At 29.8% G+C, this 16,633-nt stretch carries 18 protein-coding genes; 5 read left to right on the top strand and 13 right to left on the bottom strand.

Annotated elements, in window-relative coordinates; genetic code table 11:
* Positions 1–3: 3 nt before the first annotated feature.
* The 10 genes from SHK09_RS02465 to SHK09_RS02420 all read right to left on the bottom strand — a co-directional run bounded on the left by SHK09_RS02465 (position 4) and on the right by SHK09_RS02420 (position 8,724).
* A complete protein-coding gene (locus SHK09_RS02465; protein WP_319809186.1) occupies positions 4–594 on the bottom strand; it encodes a hypothetical protein in 591 nt (196 codons plus the stop codon).
* 148 nt (positions 595–742) lie between these two features.
* The gene (locus tag SHK09_RS02460) at positions 743–1,081 is read right to left on the bottom strand and encodes a cytochrome C oxidase subunit IV family protein (RefSeq protein WP_319809185.1); all 339 of its coding nucleotides are present in this window, start codon (positions 1,079–1,081) and stop codon (positions 743–745) included.
* A gap of 18 nt (positions 1,082–1,099) precedes the next feature.
* Positions 1,100–2,080, bottom strand: a complete 981-nt coding sequence (locus SHK09_RS02455; protein ID WP_319809184.1) for a cytochrome c oxidase subunit 3 — start codon at positions 2,078–2,080, stop codon at positions 1,100–1,102.
* 58 nt (positions 2,081–2,138) lie between these two features.
* On the bottom strand, positions 2,139–2,723 hold the full coding sequence (locus SHK09_RS02450; protein WP_319809337.1) for a cytochrome c oxidase subunit 3: 585 nt from the start codon (positions 2,721–2,723) through the stop codon (positions 2,139–2,141).
* A gap of 9 nt (positions 2,724–2,732) precedes the next feature.
* The gene (gene cyoE / locus SHK09_RS02445; protein WP_319809183.1) at positions 2,733–3,635 is read right to left on the bottom strand and encodes a heme o synthase; all 903 of its coding nucleotides are present in this window, start codon (positions 3,633–3,635) and stop codon (positions 2,733–2,735) included.
* Between the two features lie 200 nt (positions 3,636–3,835).
* Entirely contained in the window at positions 3,836–5,908 is a 2,073-nt protein-coding gene (locus SHK09_RS02440) for a gliding motility protein RemB (protein WP_319809182.1), read from the bottom strand.
* The gene (locus SHK09_RS02435; protein ID WP_319809181.1) at positions 5,901–6,482 is read right to left on the bottom strand and encodes an acyltransferase; all 582 of its coding nucleotides are present in this window, start codon (positions 6,480–6,482) and stop codon (positions 5,901–5,903) included. The genes SHK09_RS02440 and SHK09_RS02435 overlap by 8 nt, the downstream gene beginning before the upstream one ends.
* Before the next feature lie 2 nt (positions 6,483–6,484).
* Positions 6,485–7,231: a deoxyribose-phosphate aldolase gene (gene deoC, locus SHK09_RS02430; protein WP_319809180.1), complete on the bottom strand. Its 747-nt coding sequence runs from the start codon at positions 7,229–7,231 to the stop codon at positions 6,485–6,487.
* A gap of 67 nt (positions 7,232–7,298) precedes the next feature.
* Positions 7,299–8,045: an energy transducer TonB gene (locus tag SHK09_RS02425; protein WP_319809179.1), complete on the bottom strand. Its 747-nt coding sequence runs from the start codon at positions 8,043–8,045 to the stop codon at positions 7,299–7,301.
* A 109-nt stretch (positions 8,046–8,154) separates the two neighbouring features.
* Positions 8,155–8,724 (bottom strand): DUF3109 family protein, encoded by a 570-nt coding sequence (locus tag SHK09_RS02420; RefSeq protein WP_319809178.1) that lies wholly within the window; start codon positions 8,722–8,724, stop codon positions 8,155–8,157.
* Between the two features lie 86 nt (positions 8,725–8,810).
* Here SHK09_RS02420 and SHK09_RS02415 point away from each other — a divergent pair, with 86 nt between their 5' ends.
* Both SHK09_RS02415 and SHK09_RS02410 read left to right on the top strand, forming a co-directional pair.
* Entirely contained in the window at positions 8,811–9,395 is a 585-nt protein-coding gene (locus SHK09_RS02415; protein WP_319809177.1) for a MarC family protein, read from the top strand.
* 1 nt (position 9,396) lies between these two features.
* Positions 9,397–10,002: an FAD-dependent oxidoreductase gene (locus SHK09_RS02410; protein WP_319809176.1), complete on the top strand. Its 606-nt coding sequence runs from the start codon at positions 9,397–9,399 to the stop codon at positions 10,000–10,002.
* 55 nt (positions 10,003–10,057) lie between these two features.
* On the opposite strand, the gene glmS is transcribed toward SHK09_RS02410, so the two are convergent.
* The 3 genes from glmS to SHK09_RS02395 are packed head-to-tail and all read right to left on the bottom strand — an operon-like array spanning position 10,058 to position 14,361.
* Entirely contained in the window at positions 10,058–11,914 is a 1,857-nt protein-coding gene (gene glmS, locus SHK09_RS02405) for a glutamine--fructose-6-phosphate transaminase (isomerizing) (protein ID WP_319809175.1), read from the bottom strand.
* 24 nt (positions 11,915–11,938) lie between these two features.
* On the bottom strand, positions 11,939–13,540 hold the full coding sequence (locus SHK09_RS02400) for a DUF4270 family protein (RefSeq protein WP_319809174.1): 1,602 nt from the start codon (positions 13,538–13,540) through the stop codon (positions 11,939–11,941).
* Positions 13,541–13,551: 11 nt separating this feature from the next.
* Positions 13,552–14,361 (bottom strand): glycogen/starch synthase, encoded by an 810-nt coding sequence (locus tag SHK09_RS02395; RefSeq protein WP_319809173.1) that lies wholly within the window; start codon positions 14,359–14,361, stop codon positions 13,552–13,554.
* A 97-nt stretch (positions 14,362–14,458) separates the two neighbouring features.
* Between SHK09_RS02395 and panC the strand changes: the two genes are divergently transcribed.
* The 3 genes from panC to SHK09_RS02380 are packed head-to-tail and all read left to right on the top strand — an operon-like array spanning position 14,459 to position 16,631.
* On the top strand, positions 14,459–15,307 hold the full coding sequence (panC, locus tag SHK09_RS02390) for a pantoate--beta-alanine ligase (RefSeq protein WP_319809172.1): 849 nt from the start codon (positions 14,459–14,461) through the stop codon (positions 15,305–15,307).
* A 27-nt stretch (positions 15,308–15,334) separates the two neighbouring features.
* Complete coding sequence (panD, locus tag SHK09_RS02385) at positions 15,335–15,685, top strand: aspartate 1-decarboxylase (RefSeq protein WP_072556258.1); 351 nt, start codon at positions 15,335–15,337, stop codon at positions 15,683–15,685.
* Position 15,686: 1 nt separating this feature from the next.
* On the top strand, positions 15,687–16,631 hold the full coding sequence (locus tag SHK09_RS02380) for a lysylphosphatidylglycerol synthase transmembrane domain-containing protein (RefSeq protein WP_319809171.1): 945 nt from the start codon (positions 15,687–15,689) through the stop codon (positions 16,629–16,631).
* The last annotated feature ends 2 nt before the right edge of the window (positions 16,632–16,633 follow it).

Raw genomic sequence — 16,633 nt, 5'->3', positions numbered from 1 at the left:
AATTTATATTTTTCTATCTGCTTTATTTTCATTTCTCTCTTTAAAAGCAGCATAGTATTCATAATACAAAACTTTAATATCGTCTTTTAGTTTGTCTTTTAGTTCTGCAACAGAATTCATATTATAACCAAAAACACTTTCTTCTGCCTCAACACCTACTCTACCTCTTAAACTTAAACCTTTATCGATTAAATAAGCTTTAGATGATGATAAATCTGCATTTAGTAATTCATCTATAGAAAAACTTTTATAAAAACGTTCTATATCTACGTTAGAAGCGGCTAAAAAACGCCAATTCTTCATATCTGTAAATGCTCCTAATTGGTTTTTTAGCTTTTGTGCTTCTACTTCTTTTCCTTTAGGAAAAATAGCTACAATTTGAAATTTCTTATTATCTATAAATTCTTTATAAATTTTCTCATTTAAATTTAAAAGACCTGTTTTATTTTTATCTACATCATTTCCTAAGAAACATATTACAGAAACATTGTCTTGTAATTTATATTGATTTGTATCATCTATCTCTGAAACATCAAGTACATTTTTTGTTACAACAGGTAGTTTCGTAAAATTATTCTGTCCTGTAGAAAGCAATAAAAAACATATTAACGGAAAAATAAATAACAAAAATAATACTACTCTTTTTTTAGTAAAAAACTTCATAAGCGACTTAAGTAATGCGTTATTTAATTAATTATAGTGTATAAAAAAAGGTGGTTAAAACCACCTTTTAAATTTTATATTACCATTTTACAAGTGGTGATAGTGTGTCGAATAAATAGCCTCCTTCAATTAATAGTAGTGTAACTAAATAAGTGATTAGAAAGACTCCTGCCCAAACAATAGAGCGTCTAAACCATTTTTTTTCTCCTTCTAAATGCATAAAAACCCATGCAATACCGTAAGCTTTAGCTAACGTTAAGATTATAAAAATCCAATTTAACCAACTAGTTCCTGGACCGTGTAAGTGTAAAGCTTCTGGTTTAATAATACCTAAATAAACCTCTACTAATGTTATAACAGAAAGAATACCAAAAACTATCCATATTCTTTTTGTATTTGATTCGTGTGCGTGTGCCATCTCTATCTATTTTATTTATTATACTAAGTAGAAAAAGGTAAATACAAATACCCAAACTAAATCTACAAAGTGCCAATATAAACCAACCTTTTCTACCATTTCATAATGTCCTCTTTTTTCGTAAGTACCTAAGATAACATTAAAGAATATGATGATATTTATTATAATTCCTGATAATACGTGAAAACCATGGAAACCTGTAATAAAGAAAAAGAAATCTGCAAAAATTGTATTACCATACTCATTTGCCTTTAGGTTTGCTCCTTCAACAACCATTTTAGTTTTTGCTAATTGAAGCGATCCTTCTTCTCTAGAAAGAATTGTTTTTTGTTTTTTATCTAAATCGATTAATTCTGTTCTAACTTGAATTGCAGGATTCGCATTATATGCTTCTACAACTTGTGCTACAGAATAAGTAGAAATTGTTCCTTCACTTTGAAACCATAATCCGTTTTTTCTAGTATGCTCTTCTCTATGATCTGTTCTAGCACCAGTAACAAAGTCTGCCAAAGCAATCTGTTTACCATCTTTTACAAATTGTAAGACTTTACCTTCTGTTGTTTTTACAGCTCCGTAAGAACCTTTTATAAAAGTATTCCATTCCCAAGCTTGTGAGCCAACAAAAATAATACCTCCAATAATTGTAGCAAACATATACCAAGCTACTTTATTTTTTTTCATTTGATGACCAGCGTCTACAGCCAATACCATTGTTACAGATGAAAAGATTAAGATAAACGTCATAATTGCAACGTAAATCATTGGAAAATCTCCATGAACAAAAGGAACGTGAGTAAAAACCTCATCTGCAATTGGCCATGAATCTATAAACTTAAAACGGGTTAAGCCATAAGCAGCTAAAAACCCTGAAAAAGTTAATGCATCTGATAAGATGAAAAACCACATCATCATTTTACCATAACTAGCGCCAAATGGTTTTGCACCACCTCCGCTCCAGATTTCTTTTTTGTCAGTTGGTACAGCAATATTTGCTTCCATAAATGTATTCTATTAATTAGTAAGTTAAAAATAGTTGTGCAAAATTAATCATTTTTCATCACCTAATAAAATAGAAAAAGAAAAATAGATAAATCCATAGTATATCTACAAAATGCCAGAAGATTGCACCGAGTTCAAACCCCAGCAAATCATTTGGTTTGTACTTATATTTAAAATGATTATAAATAACAACAAAAAGTACAACTACACCAGCAAATATATGTAAAACATGCATTAATGTAATACCAATTATAAACGAAGTTGATACTGTACTTCCTTTACCTGTAAAATATAATCCTAAACTTTTTAATTGTTCAAAGCCTTCGTATTGTTGCCAAATAAAAGCAATTCCTAAAATAAAAGTAATAACTACAAGTATAAGAGACAATTGTCTTTTACCTTGTTTTAAAAATCTTTGAGATAACATTAATGTTATACTGCTTCCTATAATTAAAAATGTACTAATAAAAAAGGCATCAGGTAAATCGAAAGTTACCCAATCATCTCTTTTCATACTAATAACATAAGCACTTGTTAAGCCTGCGAAAAACATAACCATACTTATCATAGAAACCCATAACATTGGTTTTGCAGATTTTCTTTTCGCAGCAGTTAGTTCTTGTTGTAACGTTTGTTCCTCCATCTTCATTTTTTAATGTAAAAATTTATCTACTACATATATAATTTGCACAACTGTTATGTACAAAACACTAGACAACATTAATTTTCTTGCGTCTATATTATCTTCACTCTTATAAAGCTTTACACCATAATACAACATTATAACTCCTAGTAAAGCTACAATTACAGCAGTTGCAGGATAAATGTAAAATGCTCCTGAGACTCTTAAAACTGGTGCTATTGAAACTAAAATCATAATTACAGTGTAAAAAATAATCTGTTTTATTGCTCCTTTGTCTTTAGTTCCCATTGGTAACATATTAAAACCAGCCTTTTTATATTCTTCGAACTGTAACCAACCAATTGCCCAAAAGTGAGGGAATTGCCAGAAAAATTGAATCATAAATAAAAAACCTGCTTCAATACCAAAATTATTTGTTGCTGCAACCCAACCTAACATAAAAGGAATTGCACCAGGAATTGCACCTACAAAAACAGTTAAAGGCGTTACCGCTTTTAAAGGAGTGTAAACACATGCGTATAGAAATATTGAAATAGCACCAAATAATGCCGTTTTAGGGTTGATACTATATAAAATTGAAAGCCCTAAAATTGTAAATAGAATTGCAATTGCTAATGCTACGTTTACAGACATTCTACCAGTTGGTAAAGGTCTGTTTTGGGTACGTTTCATAATTGCGTCTGTATCTTTTTCTATAATTTGATTAAATGCATTAGAAGCACCTACCATAAAAAAACCACCAAGACCTAAAAGGAAAAGCGTAAAATAATTAACAACTTCTACAGCTAAAAGATAACCTGCAATAGAAGAAAACACAACACTTAAAGACAAACCAACTTTGGTAAGTTGTTTAAAGTCTGAAATAATAGTTTTCATAGATATTTTATTGTCTGAAATAACTGCTGTATTCATATAAACACAATTAGCTTGCAAAGATATTTGATAAATATGAATTTACCATAGTTTTTAAAGCTTTTGATGTGAAATAAAAAACCCACTCAATAAATTGAGTGGGAAAATTGCTATGAAAAAGAAAAAGTGTGATCCTTTAGAAGAATCACACTACAAATATATACATTATTCCAATATAAATTACAAAGAAATAATAAATTTTAGAAATCTAAATACCAATTAAATAAATCTGCTTTAACACCTGCAGAAAACCATACTGTATTTCCTCCTGGAAATGTACTGGTAGATACTTTAGGAGAAAATTTTCTATAAGTAAAACCTGCAAAAAGATTTAAATTATTTGCGGGGTTAATTAAATAAGTAGCTTGCAAGTCTGCAATAAAGATATTTGCTGTATTACCTTGTGCTAATTCATTTCCTGTGTCTCCAAATCTATCTTCATAAGATTGGTAAATATTACCACCATAACTTACTACCTCGTCTTCGAAATCGAAACCTTTTTTACCTAATGTTAACTTACCACTAAAAGACCATCTGTCTTTTTTATAACGAGCAATTGCTATTGCTTCATAAAAATTTGCTCCCCATAAATGCCCCATTGGTTGGCTATAATTACCGTAATTTAAAATTGGAGATTTATGTGCAAAAGTATAAGGTCTAGCATAATTGTATTCAAACTGAAGAAATAAATCATCTACCTCAAATGCATTAAAATATTTTGCTCCTAATTGATATGCAAATTTATTTTGCCATTTTCCTAAATCATTTAAGTTACCAACAGAAAATTCATCAATAATTAATTGAGAATAAAGAGAAATATTATTAGTTAATTTATATTTCCCAGTTAAACCTATAATTGCATTTCCAGAATCTTCTCCTCTATTAAACTCTACAGATCTATAAAATATAACAGGATTTAGAAAGCCTGCATCAAAACCATTTTCTCCTGTAGAAATAGCTGTTTCAAAGAAACCTATATTTAGTTTATTTGTTAAATTTAAACTTAAATAATGCGCTGCAATGTATTTTCTTGCATGTTCGTTAGGATTAGAAATTGATGATATTGATGGTTCTGTATTCCACATCCAAATATTAGTATATTGTATCTTCCAAAAATCAACCTTCATTTTTAAATACGTAGTTGGTGCTGAAACATCTGATAGTATAAAAGATCGATAACCATCTCCTATAAAATTTCTACCATTACCAAATTGAAATTGCATAAATTTATTTGGCTGAAAAGACAAATATCCTTCTGCAACTGGGTAATCGAAAGAATCATCTTTAAAGCTTTTTGCCTTTCCTCTACCAGGAACCAAACCTTCAGAGTTTTTAGGTCTTGTTAATAATGAAGGATTAGATATATAACTGTTTACATAATCTGCAAACCTTGCCTGACTCTCATAAATAGTTGCAGAATAAGAAAACTTATCTCCCAAGCCTCCATTTACAGTAAAAATTCGAGAGTTATTATAAGTATAAGCAGCATCTGAATTATCTTTCCCTAATTGAACATCAACCAAAAAGTCTAACGTAAACCAAAAATCTTTTTTCTTTACTTGTAATAAATGTTCGTTCCAAAGTTTTCTACCTAACCAAGATTTTTTCTCTGGCTTTAAAAACTTCTTTTTTTGTTCAGATAAATCTAAGTATTTATTAATCTCGCTATAAACATAAGGTTTAGAAGCAGTGTGCGTTCCATTTGCTTTATGTAGAGCAAATTCATAATCTACATATTTTTGATGTGTAAAAGGTATATTTAACTGGCTGTTGTGCTCTAAGAAAACAGAATCTGCAATTCTATTCTTTTCTACAGTTACAAATAAATCTTCTTTTAACGCAATGTTACCTTTTGTTTTAGTTGTTGTCTTTACCTCTATATTTCTTTCAATAGGAAATTTAACTGGCAGTTCGAATTGCATTTCTACATCTCTATTATTATACTTTGCAGGCACAACTCTAGGAAAAACCTTAAAAGCTCTTTCTACTTCTTTTTTTATCTCTTCATAAGGTGTATTCACATAAATTATTTGAAAATCACCTTCTTTAGTAACTATAAACAAAACGTTTGCGGTTCCTTTATAATTTTCATTTGCTACAATTACAGGTGTTTTAAATTCTGCAAAAAAATGTTTTTTTGTTGTTGCAAAAAAACAATCTTCTATCGCAGAAATTTCTAATCCTTTACAACCGTCGTAAACAGGATACCTTTCTGACTGTGCATAGAATATTGATGGAAATAGTAAAGCTAAAAACAAGTATTTTTTAATCATTTTTTAATTTTATAACGGTATTATTTTTTAATTGATATTCTTGTTTGCTCTCTTTGCAAATAGCAAAACCTTTTTCATTAAATTCTAATCGATGCCCATATTCACTAACCCAACCTATTTGTTTAGAAGGATTACCAACAACTAAAGCAAAAGGAAAAACCTCTTTAGTTACTACTGCTCCTGCACCTACAAAAGCATACTCTCCAATATTATTACCACAAACAATAGTAGCATTTGCACCAATACTTGCGCCTTTTTTTACTATTGTTGTTTGATATTCGTTTTGTCTTTTAATAGCACTTCTAGGGTTTATTACGTTTGTAAAAACCATAGACGGACCTAAAAAAACGTCGTCTTCACAAATAACACCCGTGTAAATAGATACGTTATTTTGCACTTTTACATTTTTTCCTAGAATTACTTCAGGAGAAACAACTACATTCTGACCAATATTACAACCTTCACCAATGCTACAATTTGGCATAATATGGCTAAAATGCCATATTTTGGTGTTTTTGCCAATACTACAATCTGCATCTATAACAGCAGTTTCATGTGCGAAAAAATCTCTCAAAATTAGTAACCTTGGTTTAAGTTTTGTTCTTTATTAATTATCTCTTTTGATGATGAAGTACCTATTCTGTCTACACCTAAAGAAATCATTTTTATAGCCATTCCATAATCTCTTACGCCTCCTGCTGCTTTAATTTTTAATGGTTTTGCATTTTCAGAAATTAGTTTTATACTTTCTAAAGTTGCGCCATTTGGCTTGTTGTTTTCAGTCTTAAAAAAACCAGTAGAAGATTTTACAAATACATGTTTTGCATTTTCCTCTCCATAGGTATCTAAAACAACTTGTTTTACAAGCTGTGAAATTACAATTATTTCTTCATTTGATAATGCAGCAACTTCTATAATGAATTTTGCTACTTTGTTATTTTTTAAACAAAGCGCTACACAGCTAATCACTTCATTTTTTATTAAGGCTACATTACCTTCTTTAAAAGCAGTATAGTTTATTACAAAATCTAATTCATCTGCAGCCAAGTTAATTGCTTTTTGTGCTTCTGTTAGTTTTTTTTCTAGGGTTGAATTTCCATTAGGAAAATCGATTACTGTACCAATTAAAACAGTAGATTTTGCAGCAATCAACATTTTTCTTACCGTTGATATATAATTAGACCTTATCATAATTAATTTATAATTATGAGCAATAGCTTCTTCTGCAAGTTTTATAACATTTTGCAAGTTCTCTTCTTCCGTTATAGCTGCTTGTTTAGCTGTTTTTAAATATGTAGCGTCTAAAAATTGATGGATCTTCATGCTACAAAAGTAATAAAATCTAAATTACAGGTATAAAAAAACCCAACCATTTGGTTGGGTTTCTATTTTATTCTACTCTAAAAGCTATTGGCAATGTATATCTAACTCTTACAGGTTTGTTTCGTTGTTTTCCAGGAGTAAATTTAGGAAGTCTTTTTATTAACTTATCTGCTTCTCTTTCTAACTGTTTATGTGGAGCTCTAATTTTAATATCAACAACATTGCCTTTATTATCAATTAAAAATTGCGTGTGAATTTTATGTACTCCAGTATCTAAACCTAATTCATTCGCTAAACCAGCATCGAAATTATTTTGTACAAATTGTTTCATTTTTTTATCGAAACAAATTTTATTCTCTTTTTTAGACAAACCTTCACAACCTTTAAAAACAGGTGCGTCTTCTATATTTATAAAAGGAACATCGTCTATTATTGGATCTTCATCTGGTATATCTACAACTATAATATCATTTACATCTACAATAACAGGTATGTCTTTTGGTGTATCAATTATCGTTTTCTCTACAATATCATTATCTCCTTGTTCTATTTTCTCATCTAAAAGAAATTTTTGAGTTTTAGGCATTACTACCTTTGGCTTCATTTTTACTTCTTTTTGAAAAACAGGAACCTGATCTGGTTGCATTATAAATATATCTGTATTACTCTTTGCGAGCGTTTCAACAGTTTTATTCTCAGTCTCATGCTCTAACGAAATGTAAACAACAAAGAGTACCAAAACTAATCCTAACTGGGTAAAAATGTTAGAGAATTTTTCCAACTGTTTTGTTGGTAATTTTTTCAGGTTTTTCATAATTAAAAAGTTTTTATGTTAAGACTTTGTTAAAACAAAGAACGTGCCATAAAAAAAACAGCATCAAATTTCTTTGATACTGCTTATATATTTTTAAAAATAAAAAGTTTTATTCTAAATGTTTTGCCGCAACTTTTTCTAATTCATCATACCAATTTTGTCCAAATTTCCTAACCAAAGCTTGTTTAACGAATTTATAAACAGGCACCTGCAACTCTTTACCTAAAGAACAAGCATCATCACAAATTTCCCACTTGTGGTAATTTACAGCAGAAAACTCGGTATAATCTTTAACTCTTATAGGGTATAAATGACAAGAAACTGGCTTTTTCCAATCTATTGCCCCAGAGTTATAAGCCTCTTCAATACCGCAAAGTGCTGTTTTCTTTTCATCAAAGATTACATATGCACAATCTGCATTATTAATTAAAGGAGTTTCTAATTCTCCCCATTCACTTGTTACCCAAGTTCCTTGTTTTTCTATCTCTTCGATTCCTTCTTTTCTTAAAAAAGGTTTTACCTTCGGATAAATTTCTTCTAAAATTTTGATTTCTTCTTTATCTAAAGGAGCACCAGCTTCACCGTCTACACAGCAAGCTCCACCACAAGCAGAAAGATTACACACAAAATCTTTTTCTATAATATCTTCTGAAACTATTGTTTTTCCTAGTTGAAACATATTGCAAAAATAGGCTAAATATTTTCTTTAATTTTACACTTTGATAAAGTTAGTTAACTAATTTTGCAAAATAAATAAAAACAATCATGAATTTTAATCTTAAAGAAATTGTTACAGCCTTTATGGTATTGTTTGCTGTAATAGATATTATTGGAAACATACCTATTATTATAGATTTACGTAAAAAAGTAGGTCATATTCAATCTGGAAAAGCATCTATAATCGCTGGTTTAATTATGATTGTTTTCTTGTTTTTAGGGCAAAGTTTATTAGGTTTAATTGGTTTAGACGTTAATTCTTTTGCAGTTGCCGGTTCTTTTATTTTGTTTTTTATTGCTTTAGAAATGATTTTAGGAATTACACTTTATAAAGACGACGAAAACCAAGCAACAATTACAGCAACCGTTTTTCCTTTAGCATTTCCATTAATTGCTGGTCCTGGAAGTTTAACAACGTTACTTTCTCTTCGAGCAGAATTTTATATAGAAAACATAATTATAGCTGTGTTACTAAACGTCCTTTTAATATTTATTGTATTAAAAACTTCTTCTAAAATAGAACGTATAATTGGTCCTAACGGAATACAGATTATTAGAAAAGTTTTTGGAGTAATATTATTAGCAATTGCAGTAAAATTATTTGCCCAAAATATTAAAGCTTTATTTATTTAATATGAATTTTGATGCATTAATTATTGGTGGTGGCGTTTCTGGTTTACAATGTGCTTTGGTTTTAGGTTCGGCAAAGAAAAAGCCCTTTGTTATTGATAAAAAGATAGGTATTATTATGCATCAAAAAACATCTCATTTACAAAATGCTATGTTTAATAATGTGTTAGGTTTATCTCCTAAAACATTAGGAGCAGATATATTGGTTGATGGTAAAGAACAATTATCAACTTTGTATCCTAATATTTCTCAAATAGATAACGAAAAGGTTCTTTCTATTGATGTTTTTAATAACGAATATAAAGTAGTTACTAATAAATGTACTTACCAAGCTAAAATTGTAATTGTGGCTTTAAACTACTCTAAACCTTTTACTATTGATGGTTTAGATGATTTTATTGAACCACATAAGAAAGCTAATCTAGAAAAGGACAGAATTCAACTTAGAAATAAAGATCACCTAATTAAAAAAGATCTTTATTGCTGTGGTACAATTGCTGGTCTTCGAAGTCAGTTTGCAATTGCAGCAGGAAGTGGTGCATCTGTTGCCACAGACATTCTAACACTTTGGAACAACGGAAATCATGTTAAAATTCATGATAAAATATAACTAAAAAATCCAGCTAAATAGCTGGATTTTTTTTTATTTAAAAACAAAAATCAAATTACTCTACAGTAACAGATTTTGCTAAATTTCTTGGTTGATCAACATTTTTATTCAACATAACTGCAATATGATAAGAAAGTAACTGAAAAGGAATTGTTGTTAACAATGGTGTTAAAGCTTCTTCAGTTTCTGGTATTTCAATTACATGATCTGCAATTTCTTTTACTTGTGTATCTCCTTCAGTAACAATTGCAATAATTTTACCTGCTCTAGATTTAATTTCTTGAATATTACTTACAACTTTTTCGTAATGCCCTTTATTTGTTGCAATAACAAAAATTGGCATATTCTCATCGATTAAAGCAATAGGACCATGCTTCATTTCTGCAGCAGGATATCCTTCTGCATGAATATAAGAAATCTCTTTTAACTTTAAAGCACCTTCTAAAGCAACCGGAAAGTTAAAACCTCTACCTAAATACAAACAGTTTTTAGCATCTTTATAAACAGCTGCAATTTCTTTTACTTTATCGTCTATCTTTAATAAATCTTCTACCTTCTTAGGTATTAATTGCATTTGCTGCAAAAATGTTCTAAGCTCAGATTTTGAAATCTCTCCTTTTTTAGAAGCTAATTTTAAAGCAATTAAAGTTAAGACAGTAATTTGAGTTGTAAATGCTTTTGTTGAAGCTACCCCTATTTCTGGTCCTGCATGTGTATATGCTCCTGCATCTGTTTCTCTAGCAATAGAAGAACCAACAACATTACAAATACCAAAAACAAATGCTCCTTTAGATTTTGCTAACTTAATAGCAGCTAAAGTGTCTGCAGTTTCACCAGATTGTGAAATAGCAATAACCACATCTTTAGATGTTATTATAGGATTTCTATATCTAAACTCTGATGCATATTCTACTTCAACAGGAATACGTGCTTTATCTTCAATAAGATATTCACCTACTAAACCAGCATGCCAAGAAGTACCACAAGCAACAATAATTATTCTCTCTGCATTTAAGAATTTATTCATATGCTCATCTATACCAGACATTCTTATGATTCCTTCATCTGCAATCATTCTACCACGATACGTATCAATAATAGCTTTTGGTTGTTCATGAATCTCCTTTAACATAAAGTGTTCGTAACCACCTTTTTCAATCTGCTCTAAACTAATTTTTAATTTTTGAATATCTGCAACAACTAAAGAATCATCTTTAATTTTACGTATCTTAATTTCTTTGTGAAGTTTAATAATTGCCATTTCTTCATCTTCTAAATAGATGGCATCTTTAGTATACTCTATAAAAGGTGAAGCATCTGAAGCTACAAAAAACTCAGAATTATCTTTTCCAACTCCTATTGCAATAGGGCTTCCTAAACGTGCAACAATTATTTCGTTAGGTCTTTTTTTATCGAAAACAGCAATTGCATAAGCACCAATAACATTATTTAAAGCCAACTGTACAGCTTTACCTAATTTACAACCTTCTTTCTTTTTTACTTCTTCAATTAAATTTATAAGAACCTCTGTATCTGTATCACTTTTAAAAGTATAACCTCTAGAGATTAATTCTTTTCTTAAAGTATCATAATTTTCAATAATACCATTATGAACAATTACTAAATCTCCTGTTTGAGAAGAATGTGGATGAGAATTCACATCATTAGGAACACCATGCGTTGCCCAACGTGTATGCCCCATACCTATTTTACCTACTTTTCTTTCTACTTCTTTATTTGTAATAAGTTCTAATTCAGAAACTTTTCCTTTAGTCTTAGAAAGGTGAATATTCTCACCATCGTACATCATAATACCAGCACTATCGTATCCTCTGTACTCTAATCTTTTCAGTCCGTTTATAACAATAGGATAAGCATCTCTAAATCCTATATAACCAGTAATTCCACACATAACAATTCTATTATTAGTTGGTTATTAATTCTTTTTCTTTGTATAAGATATCTTTAATTGTGCTCTTCTAACACCATTTAAAGATTCATCTCCATTTAAAATTGAAACCGCTTTAGGATTCCAATTATAGCCTCTAAAAATAGTATCTGTTATTTGAGAATCAGAATTATTATACACTTTTAACCTAAAAGGTGGATTATAATTTGAATTTCCATTTAATAAATCAGAAACATAATCTGTAACTCTAAAAGCGTAATGATCTTTCTTATTGTCTTTTCTAACTAAATTCCCTCCAAAAGTTGCAGGTTCTGTATAACTATCTTTAATATAACTTAAAATAGGATTTCCATTTAAAGCTTCTCCTCTTTTGTATAAGTGTAATCTACTTGGAGCAACAGTTGTATCTGAAGATTGATTTATATAAAAAGTTAAAGCAGCATCATTAATTAGCCAATTTTTACTTTTTAAATCTGTTAATTGCCCATCATTTAATATTTCAATTTTTGCTTCAGAACCAGCAGTACCCTGTAACTTAACTTCGTTATTAACAGCATATGTTTTGTTGTTAGAAGTATACTTACTGTTTACAATACCACCTAGTTGAAAGGTATGAGTTCTTGTTATAACGGTATCTATTTCTGTACTATTTGCCTTAAAAAAGGTATTAGTGTAATAAACTTCTATTAAAGAATTTAATGCTACTGTAGCAGAACTTCTTAAATTAAAAGCAACTAATGCACCACCTTTATCTCCAGAAGCATGTGCTTTCTCTTTTGCTTGTATAACAATACCTCTAAAATAATTATTAAAATTATTCTGAGAATCGAAATTTGATGTTTCATAGTTATCTAAGAAAACATCCTTTACAAAACTTTTCTTTAAAGGAATAATAGCCATAGGTAAAGGAATATCTGAGTTTGTACTTGCCGTATACCTTATTGTATCCATTTGATGCAAAATACCATTGCTGTTTTTTCTTTGAATAATAACTAAAGTATCATTAGGAGTTGGAGTAAAATCCATATTTTCTACATAAGTTAAAGATGTAGCTTTCATATTGTACACATCATCTGATAAAAACTTATTCGTCTTCGTAGGATCAGATGGGTCTAATGTATTTAAATACGTTTCTAACTCGTAGATATTTAATGTAAATGGTAATGCTTGGTTTCCTATTACTGAATCCAATTCATAAACAGGTCTATCTGTATTAGATATTAATGTAGCATGATAAGGCAATCTTAAAAAAGCAGTATCTATACTTGTTTCGAAAGCCAAATTATCTGGGTTTTCGTAAGTAACCAACTGTAAAGCTGTATTAATATTTATTTGAGACACTATAGAAGCTTCAATACTTTCATATTCGTCATTAATATAAGTACCTAACAAATATTGCCCTTGAAGACCAAAGTACGGGGTTGCTGCTAAACTTAAACCATCTGCCCTAACATTATCTACAGTAGCGTTAGAAACCAACACCTCTAAAATAGTATCATTAACAGTAAATTTTGTATTACTTACAACACCACTATTTATATCTGTAAAATCTTTTTCGCAAGAAATAACACCTGCAAACACAAAAAGTATAGCACCAAAGTAGGTGCTTTTTCTAAAAATATTTTTCACACTAAAAACAATTAAGTAGCTGAAACTAAATCAGCATAAAAATTTAAATAACTTTCTTTAAAATTCTCTTCTTGAAACCCTAAAACAGGAATATCTTTTTCTTCAATAAAAGAAATTAATTCTTCAGGAATATCTTCACTACCGTGAATAATTGCATCAGAATTTTCAATAGCACTTTTTAATATGTTTGTATGATTAGGTACGTTAATTGTAGCTATTTTTTTATTATCATTCAAATCAAACTTTACTTTATCTGCAAGCCCTTCGTCTAAAGTTCCTTCAAAAGGGTTGTTATAGATAGAAGTAATAATCTTACTTTCTGTAAATAACGGCTCTTCTTTGTAAAACTCTTTTAAATAAAGAGGTAAAAGTGAAGCCATCCAACCATGAACATGAATAATATCTGGCGCCCAATTTAATTTCTTAACAGTTTCTACAACTCCTTTTGCAAAGAAAATTGCACGTTCATCATTGTCTTCAAACAAATCGTCGTCTTCATCTGTAAAAACGGCTTTTCTTTTAAAATATTCTTCGTTATCAATAAAATAAACCTGCATTCTTTCTTTTGGAATAGATGCAACCTTAATTATCAATGGCATATCCATATCATTAACAACTAAATTCATTCCAGAAAGACGAATAACTTCATGTAACTGATGTCTTCTTTCATTTATAACACCATACCTTGGCATAAAAATTCTGGTTTGTACTCCTTTAGAATGTGCATTTTTTGCAGCATTAAATGCTGTTGACGATAATTCGGTTTCGGGTAAGTATGGTACTACCTCAGACGAAACAAATAAGATTCTCTTGTCCTTCATTAAATCAAACTCTTTTATGAGATTGGCAAAAATACAAATTTTTATGCTAATATCGTGTTAAAATGGTAAGTTTGCACACTTTAGCAACATATTAAGAATGGAAATATTCAACAACAAAAAAGACCTAAAGAGCTGTCTTTTAGAACATAAAACAAACAAAAAAACCATTGGTTTTGTTCCTACAATGGGTGCATTACACCAAGGCCATTTGTCTTTAATTGAAAAAGCGAAGAAAAAAAATGACATTGTTGTGGTAAGTATTTTTGTAAATCCTACACAGTTTGACAATGTAGAAGATTTAAAAAAATACCCAAAAACCTTAGAAAGCGATATTAAATTATTAGAATCTATTTCTTGTGATATTTTATTTTCTCCTTCAGTAGAAGAAATTTACTCAGAAAATATAGCATCAGAAAAGTTTAATTTCGATGGCTTAGAACACCAAATGGAGGGCAAGTTTAGAGACGGGCATTTCGATGGTGTTGGTACTATTGTAAAAACACTTTTCGAAATTGTAACACCAAACACAGCTTATTTTGGTCAGAAAGATTTTCAGCAACTACAAATCATCAAAAAAATGGTGAAGAAAAACCACCTAGATGTAAAGATTAAAGGTTGCCCTATTTTTAGAGAAGAAGATGGTTTAGCAATGAGTTCTAGAAACACAAGACTAACCAAAGAGCATAGAGAAATTGCACCATTTATTTATAAAACTCTTAAAAAAGTAAAAAAGAAATTTGGTACAAAAAGTGTAGTTGAAATTAATAAATGGCTAGAAAAGAAATTTAAAAAACAAGGTTTATTAGAATTAGAATACTTTACAATTGCTGATGAAAAAACATTAGAAACAGCAGAAAAAAAAGAAGCCAATAAACAATACAGAGCCTTTATTGCTGTTTTTGCCGGCGAGGTAAGATTGATAGATAATATTCAATTAAAAAATTAATCATTAAAAAAATACTATTTTTGTAATATGTTAGTACAAGTTGTAAAATCAAAAATCCACAGAGTTAAAGTAACTGGTGCAGATTTAAATTATATAGGAAGCATTACCATTGATGAAGATTTAATGGATGCAGCCAACATCATAGAAGGAGAACGCGTTCAAATTGTAAACAACAATAATGGCGAGCGTTTAGAAACATATGCAATTCCTGGTCCTAGAGGAAGTGGTGAAATTACACTAAATGGCGCTGCGGCAAGAAAAGTAGCAAAAGGCGATGTTTTAATTTTAATAGTTTATGGTTTCTTAGAATTAGAAGAAGCTAAAAAGTTTAAACCATCATTAGTTTTTCCTAACGAAAAAGATAATACACTTACATAATTTGGATATTAAAAAGATATTAAAAATCATATTACCTCTCGCTTTGGGAGGTTTTTTAGTTTGGTACTCACTCTCAGATATTTCTCTAGAAACTTTAGGTACATATTTTAAAGAGGCTAATTATAGTTGGATTTTCCTAGGACTTTTCTTCGGAATTTTAAGTCACCTTTCTAGAGCATATAGATGGAAATTTATGCTAGAACCATTAGGTTTTAAGCCCAAATTTATAAACAGCGTTTTAGCCGTTTTAGTTGGTTACTTAGTAAACTTAGCCTTACCAAGAGCAGGAGAAATTTCTAGAGCAACAGTAATGGCAAACTATGAAAAAATTCCGTTCGAAAAAGGTTTTGGAACTATTGTGGCAGAACGTATTGCAGATTTAATAATGATGCTTACCATAGTTGCAATTACACTTTTTATTCAGTTCGATTTTATTTACGAACTACTCACAAAAAACTTCGACCCTTCTAAAATAATTATTGGTTTAGCAATTTTAGTAATTGCCTTTTTAATCTTTAGATCCTTTGTGAAAAAAGCAAAATCTGGCTTTTTATTAAAAATTAAAACCTTTGTTTCTGGTTTAATAGAAGGTGTAACAAGTATTTTCAAAATGAAAAATAAATGGGCGTTTATTTTTCATACCGTTTTTATTTGGGCAATGTATGTTGCTATGTTTTGGGCAACAATACCTGCAATTAGCGGTTTAAATGTTCCTTTTGGTGGTATTTTAATTGGCTTTATTGCTGGTGGCTTTTCTATTGCTGCTACAAATGGCGGCATTGGTTTGTACCCAATTGCAGTTGCCGGTGCATTGGCTTTATTCGATATTCCTACAGAACCTGCAAAAGCTTTCGGTTGGATTATGTGGACAGCACAAACAGCCATGATTGTTATTTTTGGTGGTTTAGCATTCCTTTTTCTGCCTATTTACAATAAAAACAAGTAATT

The sequence above is a fragment of the Polaribacter sp. PL03 genome (genome assembly GCF_033875165.1).
Lineage (GTDB): Bacteria > Bacteroidota > Bacteroidia > Flavobacteriales > Flavobacteriaceae > Polaribacter.
Note: the sequence above shows the minus strand (reverse complement) of the source record. Positions and strands in the feature narration are given on the sequence as shown.